This window comes from Sorangium sp. So ce1153 (assembly GCF_051521595.1).
In the GTDB taxonomy this organism is placed as follows: domain Bacteria; phylum Myxococcota_A; class Polyangia; order Polyangiales; family Polyangiaceae; genus Sorangium.
In genome coordinates this window covers 4065807-4091670 of sequence record NZ_CP150361.1, presented here as the reverse complement: position 1 = coordinate 4091670, position 25864 = coordinate 4065807, and the positions used below count along the sequence as shown (strand labels likewise).

General features: G+C 71.7%; 21 protein-coding genes and 1 pseudogene. 12 read left to right on the top strand and 10 right to left on the bottom strand.

All coding sequences use genetic code 11. The features are described from left to right. Nucleotides 1–7: 7 nt before the first annotated feature. Nucleotides 8–1828, bottom strand: a complete 1821-nt coding sequence (gene treZ, locus WME85_RS14540; protein ID WP_437838733.1) for a malto-oligosyltrehalose trehalohydrolase — start codon at nt 1826–1828, stop codon at nt 8–10. A 1-nt stretch (nt 1829) separates the two neighbouring features. Continuing rightward, on the bottom strand, nt 1830–5012 hold the full coding sequence (treY, locus tag WME85_RS14535; RefSeq protein WP_437838731.1) for a malto-oligosyltrehalose synthase: 3183 nt from the start codon (nt 5010–5012) through the stop codon (nt 1830–1832). A gap of 508 nt (nt 5013–5520) precedes the next feature. Between treY and WME85_RS14530 the strand changes: the two genes are divergently transcribed. Beyond that, nucleotides 5521–7104, top strand: coding sequence for a RecQ family ATP-dependent DNA helicase (locus WME85_RS14530; RefSeq protein ID WP_437838729.1), 1584 nt, complete (start codon nt 5521–5523; stop codon nt 7102–7104). A gap of 163 nt (nt 7105–7267) precedes the next feature. On the opposite strand, the gene glgX is transcribed toward WME85_RS14530, so the two are convergent. Then, complete coding sequence (glgX, locus tag WME85_RS14525) at nt 7268–9634, bottom strand: glycogen debranching protein GlgX (protein ID WP_437838727.1); 2367 nt, start codon at nt 9632–9634, stop codon at nt 7268–7270. A gap of 262 nt (nt 9635–9896) precedes the next feature. Here glgX and WME85_RS14520 point away from each other — a divergent pair, with 262 nt between their 5' ends. The 4 genes from WME85_RS14520 to WME85_RS14505 all read left to right on the top strand — a co-directional run bounded on the left by WME85_RS14520 (nt 9897) and on the right by WME85_RS14505 (nt 13912). Continuing rightward, entirely contained in the window at nt 9897–11549 is a 1653-nt protein-coding gene (locus tag WME85_RS14520) for a 4-alpha-glucanotransferase (RefSeq protein WP_437838725.1), read from the top strand. A gap of 101 nt (nt 11550–11650) precedes the next feature. Next, nucleotides 11651–11971: an ArsR/SmtB family transcription factor gene (locus WME85_RS14515; RefSeq protein WP_437842295.1), complete on the top strand. Its 321-nt coding sequence runs from the start codon at nt 11651–11653 to the stop codon at nt 11969–11971. Continuing rightward, nucleotides 11964–12395, top strand: coding sequence for an SRPBCC family protein (locus tag WME85_RS14510; RefSeq protein ID WP_437838723.1), 432 nt, complete (start codon nt 11964–11966; stop codon nt 12393–12395). Before WME85_RS14515 ends, WME85_RS14510 begins: the two co-directional genes overlap by 8 nt. Before the next feature lie 209 nt (nt 12396–12604). Next, nucleotides 12605–13912, top strand: a complete 1308-nt coding sequence (locus WME85_RS14505; RefSeq protein WP_437838721.1) for an ammonium transporter — start codon at nt 12605–12607, stop codon at nt 13910–13912. Nucleotides 13913–14313: 401 nt separating this feature from the next. Here the strand turns inward: WME85_RS14505 and WME85_RS14500 are convergent, their stop codons facing one another. From WME85_RS14500 to WME85_RS14475, 6 genes are all read right to left on the bottom strand, one after another. After that, a complete protein-coding gene (locus WME85_RS14500) occupies nt 14314–15045 on the bottom strand; it encodes a hypothetical protein (RefSeq protein ID WP_437838719.1) in 732 nt (243 codons plus the stop codon). A gap of 168 nt (nt 15046–15213) precedes the next feature. Next, a complete protein-coding gene (locus WME85_RS14495; protein WP_437838717.1) occupies nt 15214–15642 on the bottom strand; it encodes an arsenate reductase ArsC in 429 nt (142 codons plus the stop codon). Next, the gene (locus WME85_RS14490; RefSeq protein ID WP_437838715.1) at nt 15639–16382 is read right to left on the bottom strand and encodes an aquaporin; all 744 of its coding nucleotides are present in this window, start codon (nt 16380–16382) and stop codon (nt 15639–15641) included. Before WME85_RS14490 ends, WME85_RS14495 begins: the two co-directional genes overlap by 4 nt. Next, nucleotides 16366–16839, bottom strand: coding sequence for an ArsI/CadI family heavy metal resistance metalloenzyme (locus tag WME85_RS14485; RefSeq protein ID WP_437838713.1), 474 nt, complete (start codon nt 16837–16839; stop codon nt 16366–16368). Before WME85_RS14485 ends, WME85_RS14490 begins: the two co-directional genes overlap by 17 nt. A 50-nt stretch (nt 16840–16889) precedes the next feature. After that, nucleotides 16890–17195 (bottom strand): ArsR/SmtB family transcription factor, encoded by a 306-nt coding sequence (locus tag WME85_RS14480; protein ID WP_437309685.1) that lies wholly within the window; start codon nt 17193–17195, stop codon nt 16890–16892. A 185-nt stretch (nt 17196–17380) separates the two neighbouring features. Then, nucleotides 17381–18502: a hypothetical protein gene (locus WME85_RS14475; RefSeq protein WP_437838711.1), complete on the bottom strand. Its 1122-nt coding sequence runs from the start codon at nt 18500–18502 to the stop codon at nt 17381–17383. 549 nt (nt 18503–19051) lie between these two features. On the opposite strand from WME85_RS14475, the gene WME85_RS14470 reads away from it, so the two are divergent. The 6 genes from WME85_RS14470 to WME85_RS14445 all read left to right on the top strand — a co-directional run bounded on the left by WME85_RS14470 (nt 19052) and on the right by WME85_RS14445 (nt 24153). Beyond that, entirely contained in the window at nt 19052–20134 is a 1083-nt protein-coding gene (locus WME85_RS14470) for a hypothetical protein (RefSeq protein WP_437838709.1), read from the top strand. Then, nucleotides 20134–20739, top strand: a complete 606-nt coding sequence (locus WME85_RS14465; protein WP_437838707.1) for an RNA polymerase sigma factor — start codon at nt 20134–20136, stop codon at nt 20737–20739. Before WME85_RS14470 ends, WME85_RS14465 begins: the two co-directional genes overlap by 1 nt. Continuing rightward, nucleotides 20736–21494: a hypothetical protein gene (locus WME85_RS14460; RefSeq protein ID WP_437838705.1), complete on the top strand. Its 759-nt coding sequence runs from the start codon at nt 20736–20738 to the stop codon at nt 21492–21494. The genes WME85_RS14465 and WME85_RS14460 overlap by 4 nt, the downstream gene beginning before the upstream one ends. 93 nt (nt 21495–21587) lie before the next feature. Beyond that, entirely contained in the window at nt 21588–21821 is a 234-nt protein-coding gene (locus tag WME85_RS14455; RefSeq protein ID WP_437838703.1) for a hypothetical protein, read from the top strand. 486 nt (nt 21822–22307) lie between these two features. Next, entirely contained in the window at nt 22308–22874 is a 567-nt protein-coding gene (ssuE, locus tag WME85_RS14450; RefSeq protein WP_437309681.1) for an NADPH-dependent FMN reductase, read from the top strand. Nucleotides 22875–23025: 151 nt separating this feature from the next. Then, nucleotides 23026–24153, top strand: a complete 1128-nt coding sequence (locus WME85_RS14445; protein ID WP_437838701.1) for a sigma 54-interacting transcriptional regulator — start codon at nt 23026–23028, stop codon at nt 24151–24153. A gap of 7 nt (nt 24154–24160) precedes the next feature. Here WME85_RS14445 and ssuD read toward each other — a convergent pair whose 3' ends face one another. Continuing rightward, nucleotides 24161–25300 (bottom strand): FMNH2-dependent alkanesulfonate monooxygenase, encoded by a 1140-nt coding sequence (gene ssuD / locus WME85_RS14440; RefSeq protein WP_437838699.1) that lies wholly within the window; start codon nt 25298–25300, stop codon nt 24161–24163. Nucleotides 25301–25551: 251 nt separating this feature from the next. Between ssuD and WME85_RS14435 the strand changes: the two are divergent. After that, nucleotides 25552–25773 (top strand): annotated as a pseudogene (locus WME85_RS14435) (acyl-CoA dehydrogenase family protein); the annotation flags it as partial. Between the last annotated feature and the right edge of the window lie 91 nt (nt 25774–25864).

Here is a 25864-nt window from a genome sequence, read left to right as displayed (position 1 = left end):
CGGGAATCTACACCTCGACGAGCAGGACCGCCGGGCCCTCGAACGCCACCCGGCCGCGCTCAAACGGCGCCCGCTGCGCCGCGCCGCCGAACCGCGGCTCCTCGCTGAACGCGAGCACCCGCGCCTCCGGGCGGCCGAGGTCGAGGGACAGCGCGCCGCGGAGCGCGATCAGCGCGACCACCGCGGTCTCGGCCCCGCGGCGATCGATCCGGATCGCGTCCGGCGAGAGCGCCTCGACCGAGAAGTCGCCGCGCGCGCGGCTCCGCAGCGCGGGGTGCGCGGCGCGCAGGCCGAGGAGCTCGCGGTACCACGCGAGCACGCCGGCGTGCTCCGGCCGGCGCCGCTCGCTCCAGTCGAGCTTCGAGCGCTCGAACGTCCGCGGATCCTGCGGATCCGGCACCTCCGCGCCGCTGAACGACGTGAAGTACTGGAACTCGCGCCGGCGGCCCTCGGTCACGAGCCGGCCGAGCTCGGCGTTGTGGTCGGTGAAGTACTGGAACGGCGTCCGCGCGTTCCACTCCTGGCCCATGAACAGGAGCGGCGTGTACGGCGTGACCAGGAGGAGCGCCGACATGGTCCGGAAGGCCGCCGGGCTCACCTTCTCGCCGAGCCGGTCGCCGAGCGCGCGGTTGCCGATCTGGTCGTGGTTCTGGATGCAGTGCACGAAGCGCGGCGGCGGCACCGGCTCGGCCGGCGTACCCCGCGGCTTGCCCGCGTGCTTCGAGACCTGCCCCTCGTAGAGCCACCCCTTGCGGATCGCCGCCGCGATGTCCTCCGCCGTGCCCCGGTGATCCTCGAAATAGCCGTCGCGATCCCCGGCGAAGAGGACGCGGAGCTCGTGGTGGAAGTCGTCGGCCCACACGCCGTCGAGGCCGTAGCCGCCCTGCTCCACGGGCGTCACCAGGCGCGTGTCGTTCGAGCTGTCCTCGGCGATCACCACGACGCGCCGCCCCCCGCCGGCCGCCCGCGCGCGCTCGGCGATCACCTGGAGGATGTGGGGCTCGGTGTCGTCGAGGATCGCGTGGGTCGCGTCGAGGCGCAGGCCGTCGATGTGGTAGTCGCGGATCCACATCTCGGCGTTCGTTATCGCCAGCGCGCGCACCTGCTCGGCGCCCTCGCCGTCGTAGTTCACCGCGTCGCCCCAGGGCGTCTTGTGCCGCTCGGTGAAGTAGCGCTTCGTGTAGGCGCGCAGGTAGTTCCCGTCCGGGCCGAAGTGGTTGTAGACGCAGTCGAGGATCACCCCGAGCCCCGCGGCGTGCGCCGCGTCGACCAGGCGGCGGAGCCCCTCTGGGCCGCCGTAGGCCGCGGCCGGCGCGAAGAGATCGACGCCGTCGTACCCCCACCCGCGCTCGCCCGGGAAGCTCGCGACGGGCATGATCTCGATCGCCGTGACGCCGAGCTCCCGGAGGTCCGGCAGCCGCGAGATCAGCCCGTCGAACGTGCCCTCCGGGGTCGCCGCGCCGACGTGAACCTCGTAGAGGACGAGGTCCTCGAGCGCGACGCCCTTCCACCCCGCGTCGGTCCACGCGAACGACGGATCGTCGACCGCGGACGGGCCGTGCACGCCGAGCGGCTGCGCGCGGGCGTAGGGATCCGGGAACGGCCCCTCGCCGTCGACCTTCACCTTGTAGAGCGCGCCGGCGCCGAGGCCCGGCGCCGTGGCCTCGAAGTAGCCGTCGCCGGTCGGGCTCGCCGGCAGCGTGCCCGTGACCTCCTTGCCGTCCTTTCCGTACGTGACGATCTCGATCCGATCGTGCTCGGGCGCCCAGACGCGGAAGCGGACCGCGCCGCCCTCGATCCAGGCCCCCATGGTGCGAATCGCCTTCATTTCACTGACCTCGCTGAGCCGCCCGCAGCAGCAGGGCGACGGGGAAATCGGAGAGCACGCGATCGAGCGGCAGCGACGCGCCGCCCTTCTGGTCGGACGTCGCGGCCGCGTCGCGCGGCAAGGAAGCGGAAGGCGACGCCTCGATCTCGGCGCCGGTGAAGAGATCCGTGTAGAGGCCGGGCTCCACGTCGACGGAGGTGCCGGCCCACACCTTGCCGATCGGCGGGGCGCAGGCGCCGCCGACGAGCCGCGCGCTGAACCGGGGCGCGACGACGACGAGCGACTGCGCGCTCGACGTGTCCGCGCCGCCGCGGCGCGCGAAGGCGACGACGTGGGTCTCGCGATCGCCGCTCACGGCGCGCGGCACGTAGGCCCCGTCGGCCCCGAAGAGCGCCGGGTGCCGCCGGCGCAGCTCGAGCGCGACGTGCGTGACGAAGAGCTTGATGCGGCCGTCGCGCGCCTCGGCGCAGAGCTCGCGCGCGAGCGCGACGTCCCCGCCGTTCCACCGCGCGCGGAGCGCCGCGAGCGCCTTCTGGCGCGTCGCGTAGTCGACCGCGCGGCGGTTGTCGGGGTCGACGAGGCTGAAGTCCCACACCTCGTTGCCCTGGTAGATGTCGGGCACGCCCGGCGCCGTGAGCTTCAGCAGCGTCTGCGAGAGCGAGCCCCACATGCCGTGGTACGCGACGACGCGCGCGAGCGGCAGGAGCGCGCCCACCACCTCCGGGGAAGCGATCGCCTTGCGCACGAACGCCTCGACGGCGGCGTCGTACTCGGGCTGCGCGTCGATCCAGGACGTGTTGACCTTCGCCTCCTTCGTGGCCTTGCGCATGTAGTCCACGAGGCGATCCGCGTAGGCCGAGAGCGCGTCGCCCTCGGGCGCCCGCGGGTCGTCGGACGGGCCGAGCAGCGGCTCGATCGGCAGGCTCCCGAGGAGCGTCTGGTAGAACAGGTACTCCTCGTTGCTGTCCGGCGCGAGGCGGCCCTCGATCTCGGCCTTGAGCGGCGCGGCGGCGGCGGCGGCGCGCTGGAGCGCCTCTTCCCAGGCCGACGGCAGCTCCGAGAGCACGCTGATGCGCGACCGCACGTCCTCGCTCCGCTTCGTGTCGTGCGTCGACGTCGCGAGCATCGAGTACGGCCACGTCCGGTGCCGCTGCACGTTGCCGCGGTGGAACGCGAGCACGCTCGCGCCGTAGCGCTCGGGCTCGCCCCCGACCTCGTTGAGCGACACGAGCCGGTTGTAGATGTAGAACGACGTGTCCTCGAGCCCCTTGGCCATCACCGGCCCGGTGAGCTGCTGGAACTTCATCACGAACTCGCAGTAGGGGCGCCGGTCCTCCTCGCGGGAGAAGTCCGTCGTGTCGAGCGTGAGGACCGAGCGGACGAACGTGAAGATCGAGGCCTCCATCGTCGGGTTGCGCCGGCGCGCGAGGGCGACGGCGCGGCCGATGGCCACGCGGTCGTGATCGCTGATCGTCGGCGTCCGCTCGTTGACGTACGTCCGGTACACCGGGAAGCACGCGATCACCTCGCGCAGGGCCTCGTTGAGCGAGCCCAGGGTGAAGTCGCGGACGCGGCGGTCGCGCTCGGTGAGCCGGTTCAGCGCGTGGGTGAGCACGTTGAGCTCGCTCGCGAGCGCCGTCCGCAGGATGACCTTCTTCTTCTCGTAAACGAGCGTCTCGAAATCCAGCTGGTCGCCGATGAACCGCTCGTAGATCGCCGTCATCGGCGCCTCGCTCGAGGCGTCGACGAACAGCTCGCCCACGGACGCGGTGAAGTCGTAGCCGCTCGTCCCGTGGATGGCCCAGGCCTCGGGCAGCGTCTCGCCGCGGGCGAGGATCTTCTCGACGGCGACGTACATCGGCCGCGCGACGAGCGCGGCGCCCGCACCTTCCCCGCGCGCGCGTGCCGCGAGCGCCGCGCGGAGCGCCGGCTCCAGCCGGGCGAAGCGGGCCTCCGGGCGGCGCTTCGGATCGAGGAAGCTGCGCGGCTCCGGCTCGCTCTCCGCCTCGGCGAAGAAGCGGCGGCGGCAGCGCTCGATCAGGTAGCCCTGCTGCAGCTCCTCGAAGTAGCCGATCGGGTCCCAGAGGCCGTCGGGGTGGTCGATGCGAAGCCCCGTGACCTGGCCCCGCTCGCAGAGCTCGAAGACGAGCCGGTGCGCCTCGGTGAACACCGGCCGGTGCTCCATCTTGATCGCCGCGAGCTCGTTGATGTCGAAGAACCGGCGGTAGTTGATCTCCTCGGCGGCGGTGCGCCAGAAGCTCAGCCGGTAGGCCTGCTCCTCGAGCAGCGCCTCGAGCGGGTCGAAGCTCCGCGGGTCGCCGACCTTGCCGTTGATGCGCTCGACCCCCTCCTGCACCGCCGCCGCGACGTCGGGCGAGTCCGCCACGAGCGCCGCGAGCCGCCGCTTGAGGACCTCCTTCTCGCGCCGCCGCTCGATGACCTTGGCCCGCTGCGTCTCGGTCCGCGGCGGCAGGTTGCGGAGCCCGGTCAGGATGCTCTGCAGCTCGAGGAGCGCGTCGTGCTCCTCGCCGAGCGCGGCGGCGAGCCCGGGCACGAGCGGCCCGATGACCATCCCGAACGTCCGCGGGTTCACCGGGAAGGCGTGATCGAAGTAGCGGAGGACGAACGCGCCGCTCTCGTACGCGATCTTGAGCTCGCCGCGCTCGAGCACGCGCCCGTAGTGGTCGCCGAGCACGGGGAGCAGCACCTTTTGCTTGAGCTCCGTCTTGAGCGGCGCCCAGTCGATGTCGAAGAACGGCGAGTAGAGCGAGCTCGGGCCGTTCTCGAGGACGTCGTTCCACCAGGCGTTGTCGGAGGTGCCGACGCCCATGTGGTTGGGCACGAAGTCGAGGAGCAGGCCCATGCCGTGCTCCGCGAGCTCGCCCGTGAGCCGATCGAGGTCGGCGCGCTCGCCGATCGCGGGGTTCAGCGCGTTGTGATCGACGAGGTCGTAGCCGTGCAGGCTCTCGGGGCGGGCCTTGAAGAAGGGCGAAGAGTAAAGGTCGCTGACGCCGAGCGCGTCGAGGTAGGCGACGATGCTCCGCGCCTGCTCGAAGGTGAAGTCCTTGTTGAGCTGCACGCGGTACGTCGCGCGCGGCAGCCGCGGCGCCACGCCCTCGCACGCCGCCTCGACGAGCCGCGCCACCGTCGCTTGCTGCGCGGCACTGTCAGCCTGGCTGCTCAACTTCTGATCGTCCGACGCTTCCGTCATTCCTCGTGTGCCTCCGCGGCAGAATCTACTTCGAATGAGGCATCGTGCAGGAGGGGATTTGCCGTGATCGCCACGAGCCCCTGTCGCTCCGACTCCGCATACGAAGGAATAACCTGAGTCCCATAGGGAACCGCAGCAGCAGTGTGCCCCACGCCGCCCGGACACATGCTGAGCGCAAAGCCTCGTCGCCTGGCGCGCCGCCGCGGCGCCCGGGCGGCGGCCGCGCGCCCGATGCGGTCACCCTGGTAGAGGAGCGGCCGTGAAACGGGCTCGCTCGCGGCCGCGCCGCGCGATTCGCCGCTGCGCATGGAAGTCATTACAAACCTTCACCTGGGTTTGCCAGCGCCGCGCGCGCCGGCGGAAGTGTGGCTTTTCGTCTCAACGAACTCCCTGACTCGCCACGGCGGAGCCGCGCAGCGAGGGCGCGAGTTCCAGCGCGCGAGCATGGCGCGCGCAGGGAGGGCGCGCCATGCTCGCGCGCATGGAACAACAGAGGGGCGCGCCGATGTCGCTGGAGGGCTGGCCAGAGATCCGGCAGATGGCGCGCGAGCGGTTCGGCGTGAAGACCTTCCGGCCGGGCCAGCGTGAGCTCATCGAGGCGGTGCTCTCCGGGCGAGACGCCCTGGGGCTCCTCCCCACCGGAGCGGGCAAGTCGCTCTGTTATCAGCTCCCGGCGCTCCTCCTGCCGAGCCCCGCTGTGGTCGTCTCACCGCTCATCTCGTTGATGCAAGATCAACAGGAGAAGCTGGCGGAGGCGGACATCCCTGCGGCCAGGCTCAACTCCACGCTGAGCACGACCGAGGAGCGGGAGGCCGTCGACGGGATCCGTCACGGCGATCTACCGCTCATCTACGTGACGCCCGAGCGGCTCGAGAACCCGGAGTACATCGAGCTCCTCCGGCGCTCGGGCGTGTCGCTCTTCGTGGTGGACGAGGCGCACTGCGTCTCTCAGTGGGGCCATGACTTCCGCCCTGCGTACCTCGCGCTCCGCGACGCGATCGCGGCGCTCGGGCGGCCGCCGGTCCTGGCGCTCACGGCCACCGCGACGCCGGAGGTGGCGAATGACATCGTGGAGCAGCTCGGCATGCGGTCCGCGGCGGTCGTGAACACCGGCATCGACCGCCCTCAGCTGTCGCTGGAGGTGCTCCGCACCCCGAACGAGGAGAAGAAGCGCGAGCGCCTCCTGCAGATCCTCGAGGAGGAGAGCGGCGTCGGGATCGCGTACGCGGCGACGGTCCGGGTCGCGAACGATCTGCACCGCTGGCTCGAGGGCCGCGGCGTGCGGGTGGGCCGCTACAACGGGCAGATGCGCCCGAAGGAGCGGGAGGAGACGCAGCAGCGGTTCATGAACGACGAGTACCGGATCATCGTCGCGACCAAGGCGTTCGGCCTCGGCATCGACAAGCCCGATATCCGGTTCGTCGTCCACTACAACTTCCCCGACTCGCTCGAGAGCTATTACCAGGAGGCCGGGCGCGCCGGGCGCGACGGCCGCCCGGCGCGGGGCATCCTCCTCTATCGCGTGGAGGACCGGCGAATCCAGGCGTTCTTCCTGGGCGGCAAGTACCCGCGCTCCGACGAGAGCCACCGCGTCTACGAGACCATCGGCCGCCTCGAGGCGCAGCGGCCCGAGGGCAAGCGGAGGGGTCCTGGCATCCCGGTGAAGACCCTGGCGGAGGTCGCGGACCTGCCCGAGCGCAAGGTGAAGGTGGTCGTGGCGCTGCTCGAGTCGGCCGGGATCATCGACCGGAGCCGCGGCGTGCGCAGGCTGCGCGACTTCGCCGACGAGGCGGAGTTCGACGCGTTCCTCCGGGCCTACGAGGAGCGGCGGGTGGGCGATCGCGAGCGGCTCGAGGCGGTGATGCGTTACGCCGAGACCCCGGAGTGCAGGATGGCGGTCCTGAAGGCGTACTTCGAGGAGGCGGTCGACCTGGAAGACGGCGTGAGCGTGCCGGCCTGCGAGCGATGCGACAACTGCCGGCACACGGCCGACTCGAACCGCGCCGTCGTCGACCGCCTGACCGCCGCGGCGGCGCCCCTCGAGGGAGAGCGCGCGGCGATGTGAGCGGCGGTGCTCCCGAGCAGCGGAGCATGTGAAGAAAGAGATTTGAACCGCCAAGACGCCAAGAACGCCAAGAGAGAAAGAGAAAATTTAAATTCTCTCTCTCGTCTTGGCGTCCTTGGCGCTCTTGGCGGTTGATCTCTTCTCTCTCTGCCCGCGCTCCCCGCTAGCCCTTCCGCGACTTCGGGGCCCTGACCTTCTTCTTCGTGTTCGTGCCCTTCCGCTCCAGGAGCCGCAGCACCGCCACGGACCGGTCGACGAGGAGGTAGCGCTCCCCCCCTGCCCTCGCGGGCACCGTGCGCCCCGGCTCCGCGGCGGTGCGGGTGTCGATGAGCACCTCCCAGCGCTCGCCGAGCTCGACCGCGGGCAGCACGAACTCGAGCGGCGAGTGGTTCGCGTTGATGAGGACGAGCAGCGTGTCGCCGGTGATCGGCTCGCCCCGCGGGTCGGGCGTGCAGATGGCGTCGCCCCCGAGCAAGTAGCCGATCGCCCGCGCGTTCGGGTGGGTCCAGTCCTCCGCGTTCATCTCGGCGCCGTCAGGCCGGAACCACACGATGTCCTTCATCCCGCTGCCGTGGACGGAGCCGCCCGAGAAGAACGTCCGCCGGCGCAGCACGGGCTGGCTCCGCCGGAGCGCGATGAGGCGGCAGGTGAACTCGAAGAGCTGCTTGCGCCGCTCGTCGAGGTCCCAGTCGTGCCAGGAGAGCTCGTTGTCCTGGCAGTACGCGTTGTTGTTGCCGTTCTGCGTCTTGCCGATCTCGTCGCCGGCGTTGATCATCGGCACCCCTTGCGACAGGAGCAGCGTCGCGAGGAGGTTGCGCTTCTGCCGCTCGCGCAGCTCGACCACCGCGGGGTCGCTGGAGGGGCCCTCGACGCCGTGGTTGTAGCTGTGGTTGTTGTTCGTGCCGTCCCGGTTGCCCTCGCCGTTCGCCTCGTTGTGCTTGTCGTTGTACGAGACGAGGTCGTTCAGCGTGAAGCCGTCGTGCGCCGTCACGAAGTTGACGCTCGCGTACGGCCGCCGCCCGCTCGACGCGTACAGGTCGCTCGACCCGGTGAGCCGGTAGCCGAGGTCGGCCGCGAGCAGATCCCCCTTCCAGAAGCGGCGCACCGAGTCGCGGTAGCGATCGTTCCACTCCGTCCAGAGGACGGGGAAGTTGGCGACCTGATAGCCGCCCTCGCCCACGTCCCACGGCTCCGCGATGAGCTTCGTGCGCGAGAGGACCGGGTCCTGGTGGATGATGTCGAAGAACGAGCTCAGGCGGTCGTAGTCGTGGTGCCCGCGGGCGAGCGCCGACGCGAGGTCGAAGCGGAAGCCGTCGACGTGCATCTCGGTCACCCAGTACCGCAGGCTGTCCATCACCAGCTTCAGCGTCTGGTAGTGCCGCGTGTTCACCGTGTTCCCGCACCCGGTGAAGTCCATGTAGTAGCGCGGGTTGTGCGGGACGAGCCGGTAGTAGCTCCAGTTGTCGACGCCCTTGAGCGAGAGCGTCGGGCCGAGGTGGTTCCCCTCCGCGGTGTGGTTGTAGACGACGTCGAGGATCACCTCGATGCCGGCGGCGTGGAGCGCCTTCACCATCGCCTTGAACTCGTTCACCTGCTGGCCGAGCCGCCCGCTCGACGCGTAGCGGCCCGCGGGCGCGAAGTACGAGAGCGTGTTGTAGCCCCAGTAGTTGATGTGCCCGCGCTCCCAGATCTCGCGCTCGCTCGCCATCTCGTGCACGGGGAGCAGCTCGAGCGCCGTGACGCCGAGCTTCTTGAAGTGCGCGATCGCCGCCTCGGAGGCGAGCCCCGCGTAGGTGCCGCGCAGGTGCGCGGGGACGCCGGGGTGCCGCTGCGTGAAGCCCTTGACGTGCACCTCGTAGATGATCGTGTCCTGCCAGCGCGTCGCCGGCGGTTTGTCGCCGTCCCACGCGAAGCGGTGGTCGACGACCACGGACTTCGGCGCGCCCCAGGCGCTGTCGCGGTGGCAGATCTCGAGGTCGTCGAGGGGCGCCGGCGGAGGGGGCGGCGGGGGCGGCACCGAGCACTCCTTCGCCCTCGGCGGCGGCTCCGAGGCGCGGCGCTCGCTCGCCGCCTTGCTCGCGCGCGCCCCGTCCCCCTTCTCGCCCGCCGCGCCGTCGCGGCCGGGCTTCGGGGGCGGCTTGCTCGGGGTGCCCTCGCGCTCGGGGTGCTCGCCGCGGTCGTAGGCGTAGAGCGGCGCCTTCCAGTTCGGCTCGCTGGAGAGCGCGTACGCGTACGGATCGACGAGGAGCTTCGCCGGGTTGAAGCGGTGCCCCGAGCGCGGGTCGTACGGCCCGTGCACCCGGTAGCCATAGAGCTGGCCGGGCTTGAGCCCCGGCACGTACCCGTGGAAGACGTGCGCCGTGCGCTCGGAGAGCTCGATGCGCACGCGCTCCACGACGTCGTCGACGGCCTCGAAGAGGCAGAGCTCGACCTTCGTGGCGGACTGTGAAAACAGCGTGAAGTTCACCCCCTCGCCGTCATAGACGGCGCCGAGGGGGGTCGGCGTACCGGGCCATATGCGTCTGGTCATCGAAAAACCTGTGGAGCCGCCCTATTCGCGAAATCAGCGCCGCTGTCGAGACACAAGCGCCCGCGGCTCGACTTTTTTACCGCGCCGGGGCTCCCGGACCATCCCGCCGGTTCGGGCGCCGCCCGGCCGCCGGTCGGGTGGTGCCTGCGCGCGCTGCAGCGGCGGCGTGACGAGCGCTCGGCGCGCGGAAGGAGCATCGCGAAGGCGCGCGACCCGGGATAGACTCCGCCCCCGAACGCCTGGAGCCAAGCCAAGAAAGCACATGTCTTCCCCCTCTGCTGAAAACCAGTCGCAGGGCTCGTCTCAGAGCTCACCCTCTTCCTCGGGCGCGCGCCGTCGCATCTCCGGCGTGACGGTGCCGCTCTTCTCGCTGCGCAGCGAGCGCTCGTGGGGCATCGGCGAGATCGGCGATCTCCCCGAGTTCGCCGCGTGGGTGCAGCCCGTGGGGCTGCGCCTCGTGCAGCTCTTGCCGCTCGGCGAGGTGGCGGGCGGCGAGACGTCGCCCTACATGGCGCTCTCCGCCTTCGGGATCGATCCGATGTACATCTCGCTCTCGGCCGTGCCGGAGCTGCCGGCGGAGGCGGTCGGCGAGGCGCTCGGCGAGGACGTCGAGGCGCTCGAGCGCGCGAAGAAGAGCCCGCGGGTCGACTACGATCTCGTCCGGCGCGTGAAGGGGCGGGCGCTCCGCTTCGCCTTTGATCGGTTCGAGCGCGAGCACCACGCGAAGCAGACGCCGCGCGCGGCCGAGCTGGCGGCGTTCGTGAAGCAGCAGTCGGACTGGCTGCCCGACTATGCGCAGTTCCGCGCGTTCAAGGACGGCTTCGGGGGCATCGCGTGGTGGGACTGGCCCGAGGAGATCCGGCAGCGCAAGCCGGCGGCGCTCGAGAACCTGCGGCGCGAGCGCGCGCGGGACATCCTCTATTACGAGTACGTCCAGTGGCTCGCGCACACGCAGTGGGAGGCGGCGCGCGCGGATCTCCGGGGCAAGGGGCTGGAGATCATGGGCGATCTCCCGTTCATGGTGGCGCGCGACAGCGCCGACGTGTGGGCGCACCAGGACGAGTTCCGGCACGACATGTCGGTCGGCGCGCCGCCCGACCAGTTCAACACGGAGGGGCAGAACTGGGGGCTCCCGCCGTACTTCTGGGCCCGGATGCGGGAGAACGACTTCGCGTGGCTCCGGCGGCGGTGCCGCTACACGGGGCTGCTCTACGATCGGTTCCGGATCGATCACCTGGTCGGCTTCTACCGGACGTACATCTTCCCGGAGCAGAAGGGCCAGGGTCAGGGGGGCGAGCGGCCCAAGGCGACGTTCGATCCGGCGGAGGAGCCGGCGCAGCGCGAGCACGGCGAGCGCGTCGTGCGGGCGATGATCGAGGGGGCGGCGGAGACCGGGGCGAAGCTCGTCGCGGAGGATCTCGGCGCGGTGCCGCCGTGGGTGCGGGCGTCGCTGACCGAGCTCGGCGTGCCGGGCTACAAGGTGCTGATCTGGGAGAAGGACGACGTGGTGTTCCGCGATCCGGCGGAGTATCCGCCGCTGTCGGTGTCGTGCTTCGGGACGCACGACACCGACTCGGTGGTGGTGTGGTGGGAGTCGCGGGACGACCGGGAGCGCGCCGGGGTGCTCGATCTGCCGCAGCTCGCGCCGCGTCGGAACGAGTTCGGCCGGGAGTTCACGAAGGAGACGCACCGGGCGCTGCTCGATCTGATCCACGGGGCGAAGAGCGAGCTCGTGCTGCTGCTCGTCCAGGATGTGCTCGCGACGCGGGACCGGATCAACACGCCGGGGACCGTGGGGCCGGAGAACTGGTCGCTGCGGCTGGCGGCGCCGCCGGCGGAGCTGGATCGGGATCCCGAGGTGCGGGGGGCGCTCGATCGGGTGCGGGAGAGCATCCAGGCGAGCGGGCGCGGGTGAGCTGAGCTGCCCGGCCCAGGGCGCGCGGCGTGGCTGGCCCGCGCGCCGGCGCTTGACATGCAACCAAACGGTTGCATGATGGTCCGGTGAGCGCCGGCTCGATGGACAAGGTCTTCAAGGCGCTCGCCGACAGGAGCCGCAGGAAGCTGCTCGACCGGCTGCACGCCGAGAACGGCCGGACCCTCGGGCAGCTCTGCGAGGGGCTGGAGATGACACGCCAGGCGGTGAGCAAGCACCTGGCCGTGCTGGAGGACGCCAACCTCGTCGTCGTCGTCTGGCAGGGCCGGGAGAAGCTCCACTACCTGAACCCCGCGCCCATCGGCGAGATCTACGAACGATGGATAGGCAAATACGAGCGGCAGCGCGTGCGCGCGCTCGGCGCGCTCAAGCGCACGCTGGAGGGAGAGAGCAACGATGAGTAAGCCCGAGTTCGTCTACGTGACGTACATCGCCTCGACGCTGGAGAAGGTCTGGGAGGCGCTGACCACCGGGGAGTTCACCCGGCAATACTGGGGCGGCAGGACCATCCAGTCCGACTGGAGGCCAGGGTCGTCCGTGAGGCACGTCAAGGAAGACGGCTCCTTCGACTGGGAAGGCGAGATCCTCAAAGCCGACCCGCCGAAGCTCCTCTCCTACACCTTCGGCAACAAGCACGGCGAGCGCCCGTCGCGCGTCACGTTCGAGCTGACCCTCCTGGGCCCGCACGTGAAGCTCACGCTCACCCACGGCGACTTCGCGGAGGACAGCAAGGTGCTCCCGGCCATCAGCAACGGGTGGCCGGCGATCCTGTCGAGCATGAAGAGCCTCCTCGAGACAGGGAAGGCCCTCTACCCGGAGTGGCGCTGACCCGAGGAGCGCGGCGCCGCCATGTAGCCGCGCTGCAAATCTGTCAACGCGCTGAACGCCCCAGTCTGTAACGCGCCCGGACAGTTGGGCAGCACACGGGGCTGACTCGCTGCGTCGCGGTAGCATGTTTCACGAGTTCGTGAAGTACATGCCGGCGAAACATTCCGGAAAACTGCCTTCTCTTACCTTCGCGGTCGAGGAGGCCACCAGTGAACGAAATCAACGCCTCGGACACCACCTGGCTCCTGGTCTCGTCGGCAATGGTTCTGCTGATGACGCCAGCGCTGGCCCTGTTTTACGGGGGCATGGTCCGAACGAAAAACACGCTCAGCACATTCATGCACAGCTTCTTCGCCATGGGGATCGTGACCCTGGCGTGGGTAACGCTCGGTTACTCGATGGCGTTCGCCGAAACCAAGGGCGGGTTCATTGGCGGCCTCGACTACGCGTTCCTGAACGGTGTTGGTACGGACCCGCGCGCCGGGACGACGGTGCCTCACCTCCTGTTCATGGCGTTCCAGATGATGTTCGCGATCATCACGCCGGCGCTGATCTCCGGCGCGTACGCGGAGCGCATCAAGTTCTCGTCGTATGTGGTGTTCACGCTGCTCTGGTCGCTCGCGGTCTACAGCCCCATCTGTCACTGGGTGTGGAACCCGGGCGGGTGGCTCCTTGCGCGCGGCGCGCTCGACTTCGCCGGCGGCACCGTCGTGCACCTCGCCTCGGGCGCGAGCGCGCTCGTGATCGCGATCATGATCGGCAAGCGCAAGGGGTACCCGACGCGCAAGATCGTGCCGCACAACCTCACGATGACGCTCCTCGGCGCCGGCATGCTGTGGTTCGGCTGGTTCGGCTTCAACGGCGGCTCCTCGCTCGCCGCGAACGGGCTCGCGACGGTGGCGTTCGTGAACACGCACATCGCGGCCGCCATCGGCGCGCTCGCCTGGGCGCTCATCGAGGCCGTGCGCTTCGGCAAGCCGTCGCTCCTCGGCGTGGCGTCGGGGCTCGTCGCGGGCCTCGTCGCCATCACGCCGGCCGCGGGCTTCGTCGGGCCGATGGCCTCGATCGCGATCGGGCTCGCGGCGGGCGCCGTGTGCTACGGCGCCGTGATGATGAAGGGCAAGCTGGGCTATGACGACAGCCTGGACGCGTTCGGCATCCACGGTGTGGGCGGCCTCCTCGGCGCGCTCCTCACCGGCGTGTTCGCCTCCAAGGTGTGGAACTCGGCCGGCCAGGACGGCCTCATCAAGGGCAACTCCGCGCTGCTCACGGAGCAGGCGATCGCGGCCCTGGTCGCGGCGGGCTACGCGGCGGTGGTCACCTTCGTGCTCGTGAAGGGGATCAACGCGGTGATGGGCTTCCGGGTCGACACGGAGACCGAAGACGAGGGCCTCGACGGCATCCTCCACGGCGAGGAGGCCTACTCGCTCGGCGAGGGCGGCGTTCACACGGCCGTGTCGGAGCGCCCGTCCTCGCTGCCCGCTGCGGCGCCGGTCCTCGCGCGCGAAGGCGCCTGATCCAGCGCAGCGGAAGCTCGCTCGCGGAGGCCGCCTGGCATGCGCCGGGCGGCCTTCGCCGCTTTGTCCCCCCTGCGCTTCGCCCGCGACGGCGCTCGACCGCGGAAGAGCGAGCCGCGTTCCACGAGCGGCGCCTCGCGAACAGGCCGCCGTGCGGGCGCGAGGAGCGGAGCGTGGCGCCGAGCCTGGAGCGACGGGCGTGGTCGTGTGAGCCAGAGAGAGTGAACCACAGAGGCACAGAGGCACAGAGGCACAGAGGGAGAGAGAGCTCGGAGAGAGACCTGAAAGAGAGCTCGGAGAGAGCTCAACATCTCATCTTCATACCTCTGTGCCCTCTGTGCCTCTGTGGTTCACTCTCTTCCTCTCCTCCGTGAGCGTCGAGATGCTCGGCGCGCACGGCGTCACCTGCACGCGAAGGAAGGCTCGCCGGTTTCCCCGCAGCCCTGCTCGCACGTGATCTTGGCGCAACCGCAGCGGCGCAGCGCGCCGCGGTCGCCGGCGCCCTGATGATCGCAGCTGTCGCTCAGGCTGCTGCACTCGGCCTTGCAGCGCGCGCTCTGGGCACGCGACGGGGCGCAATCGACGCCCTCCGCCCGGCCATCGGCGCCGGCGTCGCTGCACAGGTCGACCGACGCGACCTGCTCGAGCAGCGGGATGCGCCCGCCCTGCAGGCACTGCGCGTGCGGCTCGCAGACGTGGTCCCGCAGCACCGCCAGCACGCGGACGCGCTGCCCGCTCAGCGCGCGCCAGTCGGGGCCGAGCCAGCGCTCGGCGTCCTCCCGCGACATGATCCGCCCGGCGATCATGGGCTGCGCGCCCTTCGTGAGCTCCAGCGTGCCGACCCAGCGCTCGCGCGGGGGCGCCTCGGCAAGTCGCTCGGGATCGGCCGGCGGAGGTGCGGGCGACGCCCCGGCGGGCGCGGACCGCGCGCCGGCGGGCGCGGAGCTCGCCGCTTTCGCCGTCGAGGCGGCGGCCGGCGCGGCGGGCGCGGGCGCCGGGGGCGAGCTCTTCGCGCAGCCGAGCGCCCCGGCGCAGCACGCGCCGACCAGCGCTCTGCAAAGCCAGCTCCGGGCGCCCGTCGCGACGGGATCGCGCCGCGAGGCGCGCGCTGAGGCCGAGATCGAGGAAGGCACGCGCCGTTCTATCACGCTCCGTCGCGGCGGAGCGCGCGGGCGCGGGCGGCGCCAGCGCGGCGCTGAGCGACCAGATCAGCGCGACGCTGAGCAGATCAGCGCGGCGCGCCGCCATGGCCTGGAGGGCCGATCACGCGCGCGTCCCGAGGGACCAGGCCGGCTCGAAGCTCATGCTCGGCCCGCTGCGCCCGTGCCAGCGGCGGCCCACCCCTCGCGAGCGACGAGCTGCTCCACCCGCGCGCGGACCTCGTCGCGGATCTCCCGCACGCGCTCCACCGGCTTTCCCTTGGGATCCTCGAGGGGCCAGTCTTCACGGCGAAGCCCTGGAACCGCGGGGCACGCTTCCCCGCATCCCATGGTGACGAGCAGCGCTGCCTGGCTCGCCAGCTCGTCGGTGAGCCGCTGGGGCGTCACGGCCGAGAGGTCGATCCCCTCCTCCGCCATCGCGGCGAGCACCTCCGGATGGACGCGCGGGCCGGGCGCGGTGCCGGCCGAGATGGCGCGCGCCCTGGAAGGGTCGGATAGAGCGTTGAACCACGCCGCGGCCATCTGGGAGCGGCCCGCGTTGTGAATGCAGGCAAAGAGCACGGTCTTCATGGAACATCCTCCGGAATCGTGCGATCGACGACGCGATCGACGACGCGATCGACGACGCGATCGGCGACCCTGGGCAGGGCGGGAACGAGCCAGCGAAACACGAGCGTTGCCGCCGCTGCGCCAGCGAGCTGCGCGACGATGAACCCCGGCGCGTCGGCCGGGCGGATGCCCGCGAACGTGTCGCTCGCGGCCCTGGCGAGCGTCACGGCCGGGTTGGCGAACGACGTGGACGAGGTGAACCAGTAGGCCGCGGTGATGTACGCGCCGACGGCGAAGGGAACCGCCGCGGCCCGCCTCCGGACGCCGCCCCAGATGACGGCGAGCAACCCGAACGTCGCGACGAACTCGCTCACCAGCTGGGCCAGCCCCGAGCGGTCGTGTCGCGACGCCGAGAAGAGGGCCTCGCCGAACATGACGTGGGCCACCGCGACGCCCGCGAAGGCGCCGGCGACCTGGGCCATGAGGTACGCGGGCACCTCGCGCCAGGGGAGCCCGCCCTGGCTCGCGTCGGCGAGCGTGACGGCGGGGTTGAAGTGTGCGCCGGAGATGGCCCCGAAGGTCAGGATGAGCGCCACCAGCGCGGCCCCCGTCGCGATCGTGTTCGCGAGCAGGGCGATCGCCACGTTCCCGCCGGCGAGGCGCTCGGCCATGATCCCGGACCCGACCACCGTCGCGAGCAGCAGGGCCGTCCCGAGCGCCTCGGCGACGGCCCTGCGGGTGAGATCAGCGCGCGGCGGCATCGTCGAGCCCGGACGGGGCGCAGCGCCCGGGCGCGCAGCACGGGGCCTCGCCCTTCGCGGACATCGCCGGCTGGCTCCCCATCACGGCCGCGTCGCCCTTGACCACGAACACCTCCCACGAGTTGCCGTCGGGATCCTCGATCCAGACCTTGTCCTGCACCGCGTAGCAGCAGGCCGTGTCCTCCTCCGTGAAGGTCTTGAGCTCCGCGGCCTCGAAGCGGCTCCTGGCCTCGAGCACGTCCTCCGTGCTCGCCACCTGGACGCCGAAGTGGCTCGCGTTGACGCCCGTCCGCGGCGCCTCCTGCATCGTGAGGTTCAAGGAAGGCGACGCGAGGTCGAACTTCGCGTAGCCAGGACGGCGCTTGGTGGCCCGGACGCCAAACGCCTTCTCGTAGAACGCAACCGAGGCGTCGATGTTGGATACGTTGAGAGAGACATGAGGCTTGATGATGTTCATCGCGCACCTTCCTTCCAAAAATATCGAAGTAGAGGGTAAAAAAAGAGCTATCAGCAGCACGATTTGCCGCGCTTGCAGCAGTCCTCCCAGAGGTAGTCCGTGAGGGCGCGGAGCGCGTCGTAGGCAGCGCTGTAGTAGTGAAACGTCCCTTCCGAGCGCGTCCTCAGGATGCCTGCGTCGACGAGCCGCTTCAGGTGGTGGCTCAGCGTCGAGGCAGCCAGCCCGACGTGCGCCTGGATGTCGCCAGCAGAGGCGCCCTCCGCGCCGGCCTGCACCACGAAGCGCAGGACGGAGAGCCGCACCGGGTGACCGAGCGCGGCGAGCTGCTCGGCGTGGTGGTCGAGCTTCGACGGCACGCCCTACTTCTAACAATTTCGAAGCACCGGCGCCAGCCCTTCTTCCAGAAAACACGAAGTAGCCGGCAGGCTGGTGCGCCAAGCTTGTCCATGGCTGGGATCGAGGCGTACTCGACATCATCCCCCTGGGTGCTGCTCGAAGATGGAGGGCTCGCCCGGCTGTGAGGCCGGGCCTCCGCGCTCGCTTACCGCGCGGCCGCCGGCCACTCCACCGCGACGCGCACGGCCGCGGGCTTGCCGTCGCTGGTGCACGCCAGGCGGCCTCGCGAAAGCGCCTTTTCCACGCACGCCGCGAGCGCGCGCCGCGGCGCGCCCGACAGCACCCGGGCGCGCTCGACCGAGCCGTCCTCCCGCGCGTCGAGCTGCGCCACGACCAGCCCGCCCGGCGCCGCTTCGCAGCGCGCGAGCGCCGGGGCGAGCGCGTCCAGGTTGTCGATGCCGAGCCGGTGGACCGACCGCGAGACGCGCGAGACGTGCGAGACGTCCGCCGCACGCGTGGCGTGCCACTCCTCCGCGGCGTGCAGGTTCGTCGTCGCGTCGACGACGCGCAGCTCGGGGCGCGGCCGGCCCGCGATCTCGGGAGCGGCATAGTCGACGCGCAGCACGCGCCGCCCGCCCGCCGCCTGCAGCCCCGCCGAGCTCCGGACGGCCGCGCAAAGGCAGGCCTCGCGCTTCCCCCGCGGCCCCTCGACATCGTCGAGATCGGCGATCTCGCAGCGCGCGGCGGGCGCGTCGATCAGGAGCTCGTCCGCCGCGGCGTCCTCCCCCGCGTAACATGCGGCGAGCGCGGCGGCCCGATCGCGCCAGCCGCTCGTCTCGGGCCGGCACGCGGAGAAGGGCGCCTGCTCGCACAGGGTGACGGCGCCCTCCGTCACGGCGCCGGCCCCGCCGCCGCCGGCGATGCCACCGACGAGCGCGGCGCCGTCAGGCTTCCGCTCCAGCGCCGCGAACGCCTTCTGGTAGCGCTCGAGCGGCGCGGCCGCCGGGTCCAGCGCGCCGCCGAACGTCACCATCGCCGTGTTGCCCCCGCCCACGAGCTCGACCCACAGCTCCTCGCCGGAGCTCCCGGGGAGGCCGCCTACCCGCAGGATCTCGGTCCAGCGCCACCCCGCGTCCTCGGCGCGCCGCTCGAGCGGGACCTCGTCGAAGGCGCAGCGCGCGCCCGTGGTCGCCGACACAGGACGGAGCTCCGCGTCGACCTCGTCGAGCGGGACCAGGGCGTGGTCCGGCGCCCGCTGCGCGAGGACGCTCGCGAGCGTCTGCCGCAGGGCGGCGCGCTCGTCGCGGAACAGCTCATCGTCGAGCACGGGCAGCACCGCGAGCTCCGGCCGTTCGCCGTCCTCCGGCGCCGCTGCCGGCGCCGGCGCCGGCGCTGGCAGCGGCGCCGGAGGCGGCGGAGCAGCGGCTCGGGCCGGCGCGACAGGCGCCGGAGGGCAAGGCCGAACCACAGCGCAGGCGATCCCCGAGAACGATATGGCGGTAAAAATCCAGCAATGAAGCAGTTGGCGAGCGCGGCGCGATCCGGAGGTCAGCATCGTCGGCGCCCATCCTAATGGACCCGAGGACAGGGCCGCACCGGAGGAACGCCCTCGGCCGCACGCCGCGCGAACCGCACGTCGACATGACGTGAAGCGCGCAGGCGCCGAGCCTTCTCCGCGCGGTGCTTCTCGTGTACACGCCATGTGGGAGCAAGCCCGCAGTGGCGCCGTAAATTGCTGTGACTTGTGGATGCCCTGGGTGTACAGGGGCGCCGCTCTCTTCGAGTGAGCTACCATCCTCTCCGTGATGACGCGTCGCACCGTACGAAGTCGCTCCGCCGCCCGCAGATCTCCGCGCAGCTGGCGAGGTGCGACGCGATGGTGAGCGCGGGGGCCGTGCGTGGACTGGCGGCGGTCGTCATCTCCTCATTCGCCGCGCTCACCCCCGCGGCGGCGCAGGCAGCAGAGGAGTGCGACCGCGCCGCCGCGGACGTCTCGTGGGTGCGCCTCGAGGGCGCAGAGGCGAAGTGCCCCTCGGCATCGCAGATCCGCGCCGAGGTCTCGCGGCGGCTCGGGCGGGAGCTCGTCACGTCGGGCAAGGTCACCTCGATCGAGGCCGTGGTGCAGGGCCAGCCCGGGGCCTGGTCCGCCCAGGTCCGCACCGAGGGGTGCGACGGCGCCCCCCCGACCGTCCGCGCCATCTCCGATCACGGCATGAGCTGCGACGGGATCATGGCCGCCGTCACACAGATCATCGTCCTCGCCGTCGATCCCGACGCCGAGCTCGCCTCCCCGGCTGCCCCCCCCGAGCCGCCCGCCCCCAAGCCGCCCGCCCCCGAGCCGCCTCGCCCTCCGCCCCCTCCGGCGGCCACGAGGCCGCCGGAACCGCCGTTCCCCTGGCCGGCGGAGACCAGGCCAGCGCGCCCGGCGCCGGCCCCGAGCCCGCAGCCCGCAGGGCTCTCGATCACCTGGCGCGGGTTCGCCTCGGTGGGCCTCGTCCCCTCGCCTGGCGCCGGCCTCGCGCTCGCGGGCGAGTGGGCGCTCCTGCCGCGGCTCACCCTCGAGACGGGGACGCTGTGGCTCCCGGAGCAGCACGCGACCGACCCGACGTTCGCCTTCGGCCTCACCGCGGGCTGGCTCGGCGCTTGCGCGGAGGCGATCCGCACCCGGACGGTCGCCTTCGGGCTCTGCGGCCGGCTCCTCGTGGGCGCCGTCTACGCCGTCATCGACGAGGACGAGCGGTACGTCCCCACGGATCCCGGCGCGCGGGCGTGGGTCAGCGCCAGCGCGGGCGCGCGGCTCGGCCTGCGCGTCATCGGGCCGCTGCAGCTCGAGACAGGGATCGACCTCTTCGTCCCCATGACGCGGTACAGCTTCCAGCTCGAGGGAGAGCAGCCGGTGCCCTTCGAGCAGCCGATCGTCGCCGGCGCGGCGTTCGGAGGCGTCGGGGTCACCTTTTGATGAAGGATCCCCGGGGTGCCGGCATTCACCAGGGCGTGGAGCAATGCTTACAAGCCGAGGTCCTGGGGGGCGCCAAGCAGCCGCCCCAGAGCCTCGTCTCCTTGCACGCCGAGCACGGCGGCTTCGTCTGGGCCACCCTGCAACGGTTCGGCATCCAGCAGCCCGACCTGGAAGACGCGTTCCAGGACGTCTTCATCGTCGTCCAGCGCCGCCTCCCCTCGTTCGACTGGGCGTGCCCCGTCACGACGTGGCTCTTCGCCATCTGCCGGCGGGTCGCCGCGTCGCACCGCCGCCGCGCGCACACGCGGCGGGAGCGGCTCGGCGAGGTGGTCGACGACGTGCCCGACTCCGCGAGAAGCCCCGAAGAGGCCACCTCCCAACAGCAGGCGAGATTGCAGCTCGAGGCGATCCTCGAGGCCATGGATCTCGACCGCAGGGCCGTGTTCGTCATGTTCGAGATCGAAGAGATGCCGTGCAACGAGATCGCGAGCCTGGTCGGCGTCCCCGTCGGGACCGTCTACTCGCGGCTCCATGCAGCGCGCAAAGAGTTCGCGAGTCTGTTAAAGAAGGCCGAGACCGAGCGCACGCGCAGGGGGGCGACATGAGCGATCCGAAGCGATGGATCCAGGACGGTGGGGGTGCCCCGCAGGGGGCCCGCGAGCTTCTCCTCGCCGCGTCGCGCCCGCGGGCGATGACGTCCGCCGAGCTCGCGCGCACCGCGGCCCGGGTGGCGCCGCTCGGGACGGCCGCGGGCGCCGGGACGACGCTGCCGATGTGGGTCAAGGGGCTCTTCCTCGCGGTGGGGCTCGGGCTCGGCGGGGCCGCGCTCCACGCCACCCTCGACGGCGGCCCGGGCGGGGCCGCCTCGACGGCGGCCCCGCCGATACTCACGGACCTGCCGCTGGAGCAGCTGCTCTCGCGCTCGCGCGGCGGCGCGCCCGTCGCGGCGCCGGCGCAGGTGGCCCTGGCGCCGCTGGTCGGCGCCGCGCCAGAGGTCGAGGCGCCGCGCCCGGCCGCGCCCCCCGCGCGACGCGACGCGCCTCGGAACAGCCGGCCGGCCGCGCCGGCGCCGGCCGCCCCGATCGACAGCGACGAGCTACTCCGGGAGTCCAACCTCATCGATCGGGCCAGGGCGGCGGCCACGCAGAACCCGGAGGCCGCCCTGTCGGCGGTGGGCGAGCACCAGCGCGAGTTCCCGGCGGGGCGGCTCGTCGAGGAGCGGGAGTACGTCGCGATCCGGGCGCTGATGCGCCTCGGGCGCGTCGACGAGGCGCGGGCGCGCGCCGACGCGTTCCTCGCGCGGTACCCGTCGACCTCCTACGCCGACCGCGTGCACCGGGCCGTCGGCGCCGCCCCCTGAAGAAAAACGACGCCGCAGGAGCGCCAGGCACGGCGGACATCCGGACTTCGGCGCGCGAGCGGATGTTCACAGGAATGTCAGTTCGATGAATCGATGAGCCCCACGATCCCGTCCGCCGGCGTCAACCACCCGTGGATTGGCAACGTCGCGCTCACCCCCCTCGCCCGGGGTGAGCTCGTGAGGGTCCAGTTCGCCCAGCTGCCGACGGCCACCGAGAACGCGCCGAGCGCCAATCCCCCTCCCAGCAACGTGACGCTGCTGATCAGCCTCGAGGTGATCACCAACTCGGGTCCTTGCTACCTGGACAACGTCCGGTTCGAGAGCTAGCCGCGGGCGCGCGCTCCTCGAGCGCGCGCTCATGAAGAGGACGCCGGCTCCCCCCGCCGGCGTCCTCTTCTTTCTTTTTGTCTCCTGTGTCGCAATGGGCGGGACAGCGGCGGAGATCCGAGCCAGCTGCTCTCCAGTGGAAAGCTCGTGCCTGCCTGTGGTGAGCCCCCGGATGAGGACGAGAGATCCGTTCGCGGCGTCGATTGCATGAAGGACGCGCGCGCTCGGTACATCCACCTGACAAGGGGCATGAACGACGACCGGGACGGCGCGGATCGATACGGCAGCAAGAGCGCGGCCGAGGGCCCGCCGGACGTCATGGAGGTGCATGTGGTTGCTGCCATGCGCGGCGGCGATGCCCAGGGTCCCCCGGGAAACGGGCCTGCCTGCGCCGCCAGGGCGCTGGTCCACCTGGCACCATCTCTTATGACGGATGATTTATCCGTTATAGTAGACATAAGGCCCTGGCCTTGTTATGACGCGCCCATGTCAAGCATTGCCATCATCACGGGAAGCGTCTCCGCGCGCTCCAAGACGGGGGCGCTCGCGGCCCGCATCGGGGCGCGGCTCGGGCGCGAGGGGTTCCGCGTCACCACCGTCAATGTCCGCGACCTCCCCGCCGAGGATGTCCTCTTCGGACGCGTCGACTCCCCCGCTGTCGCGGAGGCGACGCGGATCATCGCCGAGGCGGCCGGGGTCGTCATCGCGACGCCCATCTACAAGGCCTCGTACACCGGCGCGCTCAAGGCGCTGCTCGACCTCCTGCCGCAGTTCGGGCTCGCGGGGAAGGCCGTGCTGCCGCTCGCGACGGGCGGAACGCTCGCGCACGTGCTCGCCATCGACTACGGGCTGCGCCCGGTCCTCCAGTCGCTCGGCGCGCGGCACGTGCTCGCAGGGCTGTTCCTCCTCGACAAGGCGCTGCGGCTCGGCGAGGACGGGCAGCTCGAGATCGACGACGAGCTCGGGAACAAGCTGGAAGAGATCGTGAGGCCGTTCATCGACAGCGTGCTCCGCGAAGGCCTCGCGCTCCCGGCGCGCGAGGTAGCCGCCTGAGGTCCGGCCGGGGAGGGGGCGGCGCACGCGCGTGCGCGCTCTTTGAGCTCACCGCAGCTCACCGCAGCTCACCGCAAGTCCGTCGCAGGTCCACTGCAGATGCTTTGCAGGCCACATGCCAGGAACTGGCTGGCGATTCGAGGTTAGACCCATGCGCTTGCTCACCCTCCCCGCCCCGGAATCGACGACCCCCCCGACCGAGCGCGCGAGGGCCCTCGTCTTCGAGGACCCCAGATCGCAACAGCTGCTCCAGCGCGTGAAGCAGGTCGCTTTGACCGACGCGGCGGTGCTGATCAGCGGGGAGACCGGGACCGGGAAGGAGATCCTGGCGCGGCACGTGCATGAGCTCGGCGCGCGGCGCGCCCGCCCCTTCCTCGCCGTCAGCTGCGGAGCGCTGTCGCCGTCGCTCGCGGAGGCCGAGCTCTTCGGCCACGAGCAGCAGATCTGCCCGCGGGGGCGCGGCCTGTTCGAGGCCGCCGAGGGCGGCACGCTCTACCTCGACGAGGTCGGGGACCTGCCGCTCGGCGTGCAGGCCAGGCTGCTGCGCGTGCTGCAGGAGCGCGAGGCGGTCCGGGGCGGCGCGCGACGGGCGGCGCCGGTCGACGTGCGCGTCATCGCCGCGACGAGCGTCCCGCTCGAGAGCGTGGCCGCCGTGGGCAGGTTTCGCGACGACCTGCTCACCAGGCTGAGCGGCGCGACGCTCGCCGTGCCGCCCCTGCGCGAGCGGCCGGGCGACATCCTGCCGCTCGCGCGCTATTTCGTCGGGCTCCACGGGCGCCGCGCCGGGTCCGCGCCGTGCGGGCTCGCGTCGTCCGCGGTGGAGCGCCTGCTCGCGCACGCGTGGCCGGGCAACATCCGCGAGCTCGAGCAGGTCATCCGTCAGGCGCTGCTCGTCTGCCGCGCGGGCCGGGTGACGAGGGACGATCTGCGGCTCACGGCCGCCCAGCCGCAGGCGCCCGCGCCGGCGAGCGCCCAGGCCACGGTCGACGGGCTGATCGCCACGCTCGAGACGACGATCGCCGCGCTCTACGAGAGCGGCATCCCTGGCGTGCACGAGCGCGTCGAGGAGGTCGTGATCCGCGCTGTGTACCGCCGCTGCGAGCGCAACCTGGGGCAGACGGCGAGCCGGCTCGGCGTCAGCCGCGACCTCGTGCGCGCGCGGCTGCTGCCGTCGGGCGAGCTCGCGGCGCCGCCCACGTCCGAGCCCCCGGCCCCGCTGTCGAGGAGGGCCGGAGAGGTGCGGGCGGCGGTGCGGGAGCGCCTCGACTCTCCTTCCTGATTCCTGATCAGCTCTGCGAGCGCTGGGGGAGGATGTCGTTGGCGATCACCTCGCCGAACGGGCCCGTGAGGTTCGGGCGGACGTCGAGCCCCTTCCGCTCGATGGAGAGCCGCGGGAAGAGCAGCTCGGCGACGCGATAGGCCTCTTCGAGGTGCGGATAGCCGGACAGGATGAACGTCTCGATGCCGAGGTCCGCGTACTCGCGCATGCGGCGCGCGACCGTCTCGGGGTCGCCGACGAGCGCCGTGCCGGCGCCGCCGCGGACGAGCCCGACGCCGGCCCAGAGGTTCGGGCTGATCTCGAGCGCCTCGCGCCGGCCGTTGTGCAGCGCCGCCATGCGCCGCTGGCCCTCGGAGTCGAAGCGCGAGAAGGCCTGCTGCGCCGCGGCGATGGCGCGGTCGTCGAGGTGGCGAATGAGGTCGTTCGCCGCCGCCCACGCCGCCTCGGCGGTCTCGCGGACGATGACGTGCATCCGGATCCCGAACCGCACCTGGCGCTGCTCTGCGGCCGCGCGGCGGCGCACGTCGGCGATCTTCTCGGCCACGGCGGCCGGCGGCTCGCCCCAGGTCAGGTAGACGTCGTGGTGCCGCGCCGCCAGCGCGTGGGCCGCGGGCGACGACCCGCCGATGTAGAGCGGCGGGTGCGGCGTCTGGATCGGCGGATACAGGAGCTTCGCGCCCTTGACGCGCAGGTGCTTGCCCTCGAAATCGACCGTCTCGCCGGCCATGACGCGGCGCCAGATCGTGAGGAACTCATCGGTCACGGCATACCGCTCGTCGTGCCCGAGGAAGACGCCGTCGCCCTCGGCCTCGGCGGGGTCGCCGCCGGTCACCACGTTGAGCAGCAGGCGGCCGCCCGAGAGGCGATCGACCGTGGCTGCCAGGCGGGCCGCCGACGTGGGCGCGACGATGCCCGGGCGCAGCGCGACGAGGAACCGGAGCCGCTGCGTGAGCGGGATCATGGCCGACGCGACCGCCCACGCGTCCTCGCAGGACCGCCCGGTGGGGAGCAGCACGCCGTGATAACCGAGGTCGTCGGCGGCCTGCGCGATCTGGCGCAGGTAAGAGAGCGAGACGGGGCGCGCCCCCTCGGCAGTGCCGAGGTAGCGGCCGTCACCGTGCGTCGGGAGAAACCAGAAGATGTTCATCGAAGGATTGGGCTCCTCGCCCGTGCATCGCCGGGCCGCTGGCGTGCATCGCCGGGCCGCTGGCGTGCATCGCCGGGCCGCTGGCGTGCATCGCCGGGCCGCTGGCCCGGAGGCACGTTTCACGCCGCCACCGTGAAACAAGCGCGCCCCCGCGCGAGCGCTGGCCGCCGCCACGGAGCCCCGCGGGCGCGGGCGGCCACCGGTGCTGCTCCAGCAACACCTCGCGAGCACCCTTGCTGCTGGAGCAGCAGCTCGCCGAGGAGAAGGTGGCGACGTCGCGCGCGGGGCTGGAGATCACGAACGGGATGTTCGAGGTGATGGGGGCGAGCGCGACGACCGCGAGCGCCGGGATGGACCGGTACTGGCGAAACCTGCGGACGCACACGCTGCACGACCCGGTCGACTACAAGTCGCGCGAGCTCGGCGCCTACGCGCTGAACGGGGCGATCCCGGAGCCGAGCTTCTACTCCTGAGGAGAGCGGGTCATGGGACCGCGCCCCGCGGGTCAACGCCGCACGCCGGACAGCGCCCTTCCGGGACGGCGGCGCGCGGCGTGGGGCGTCG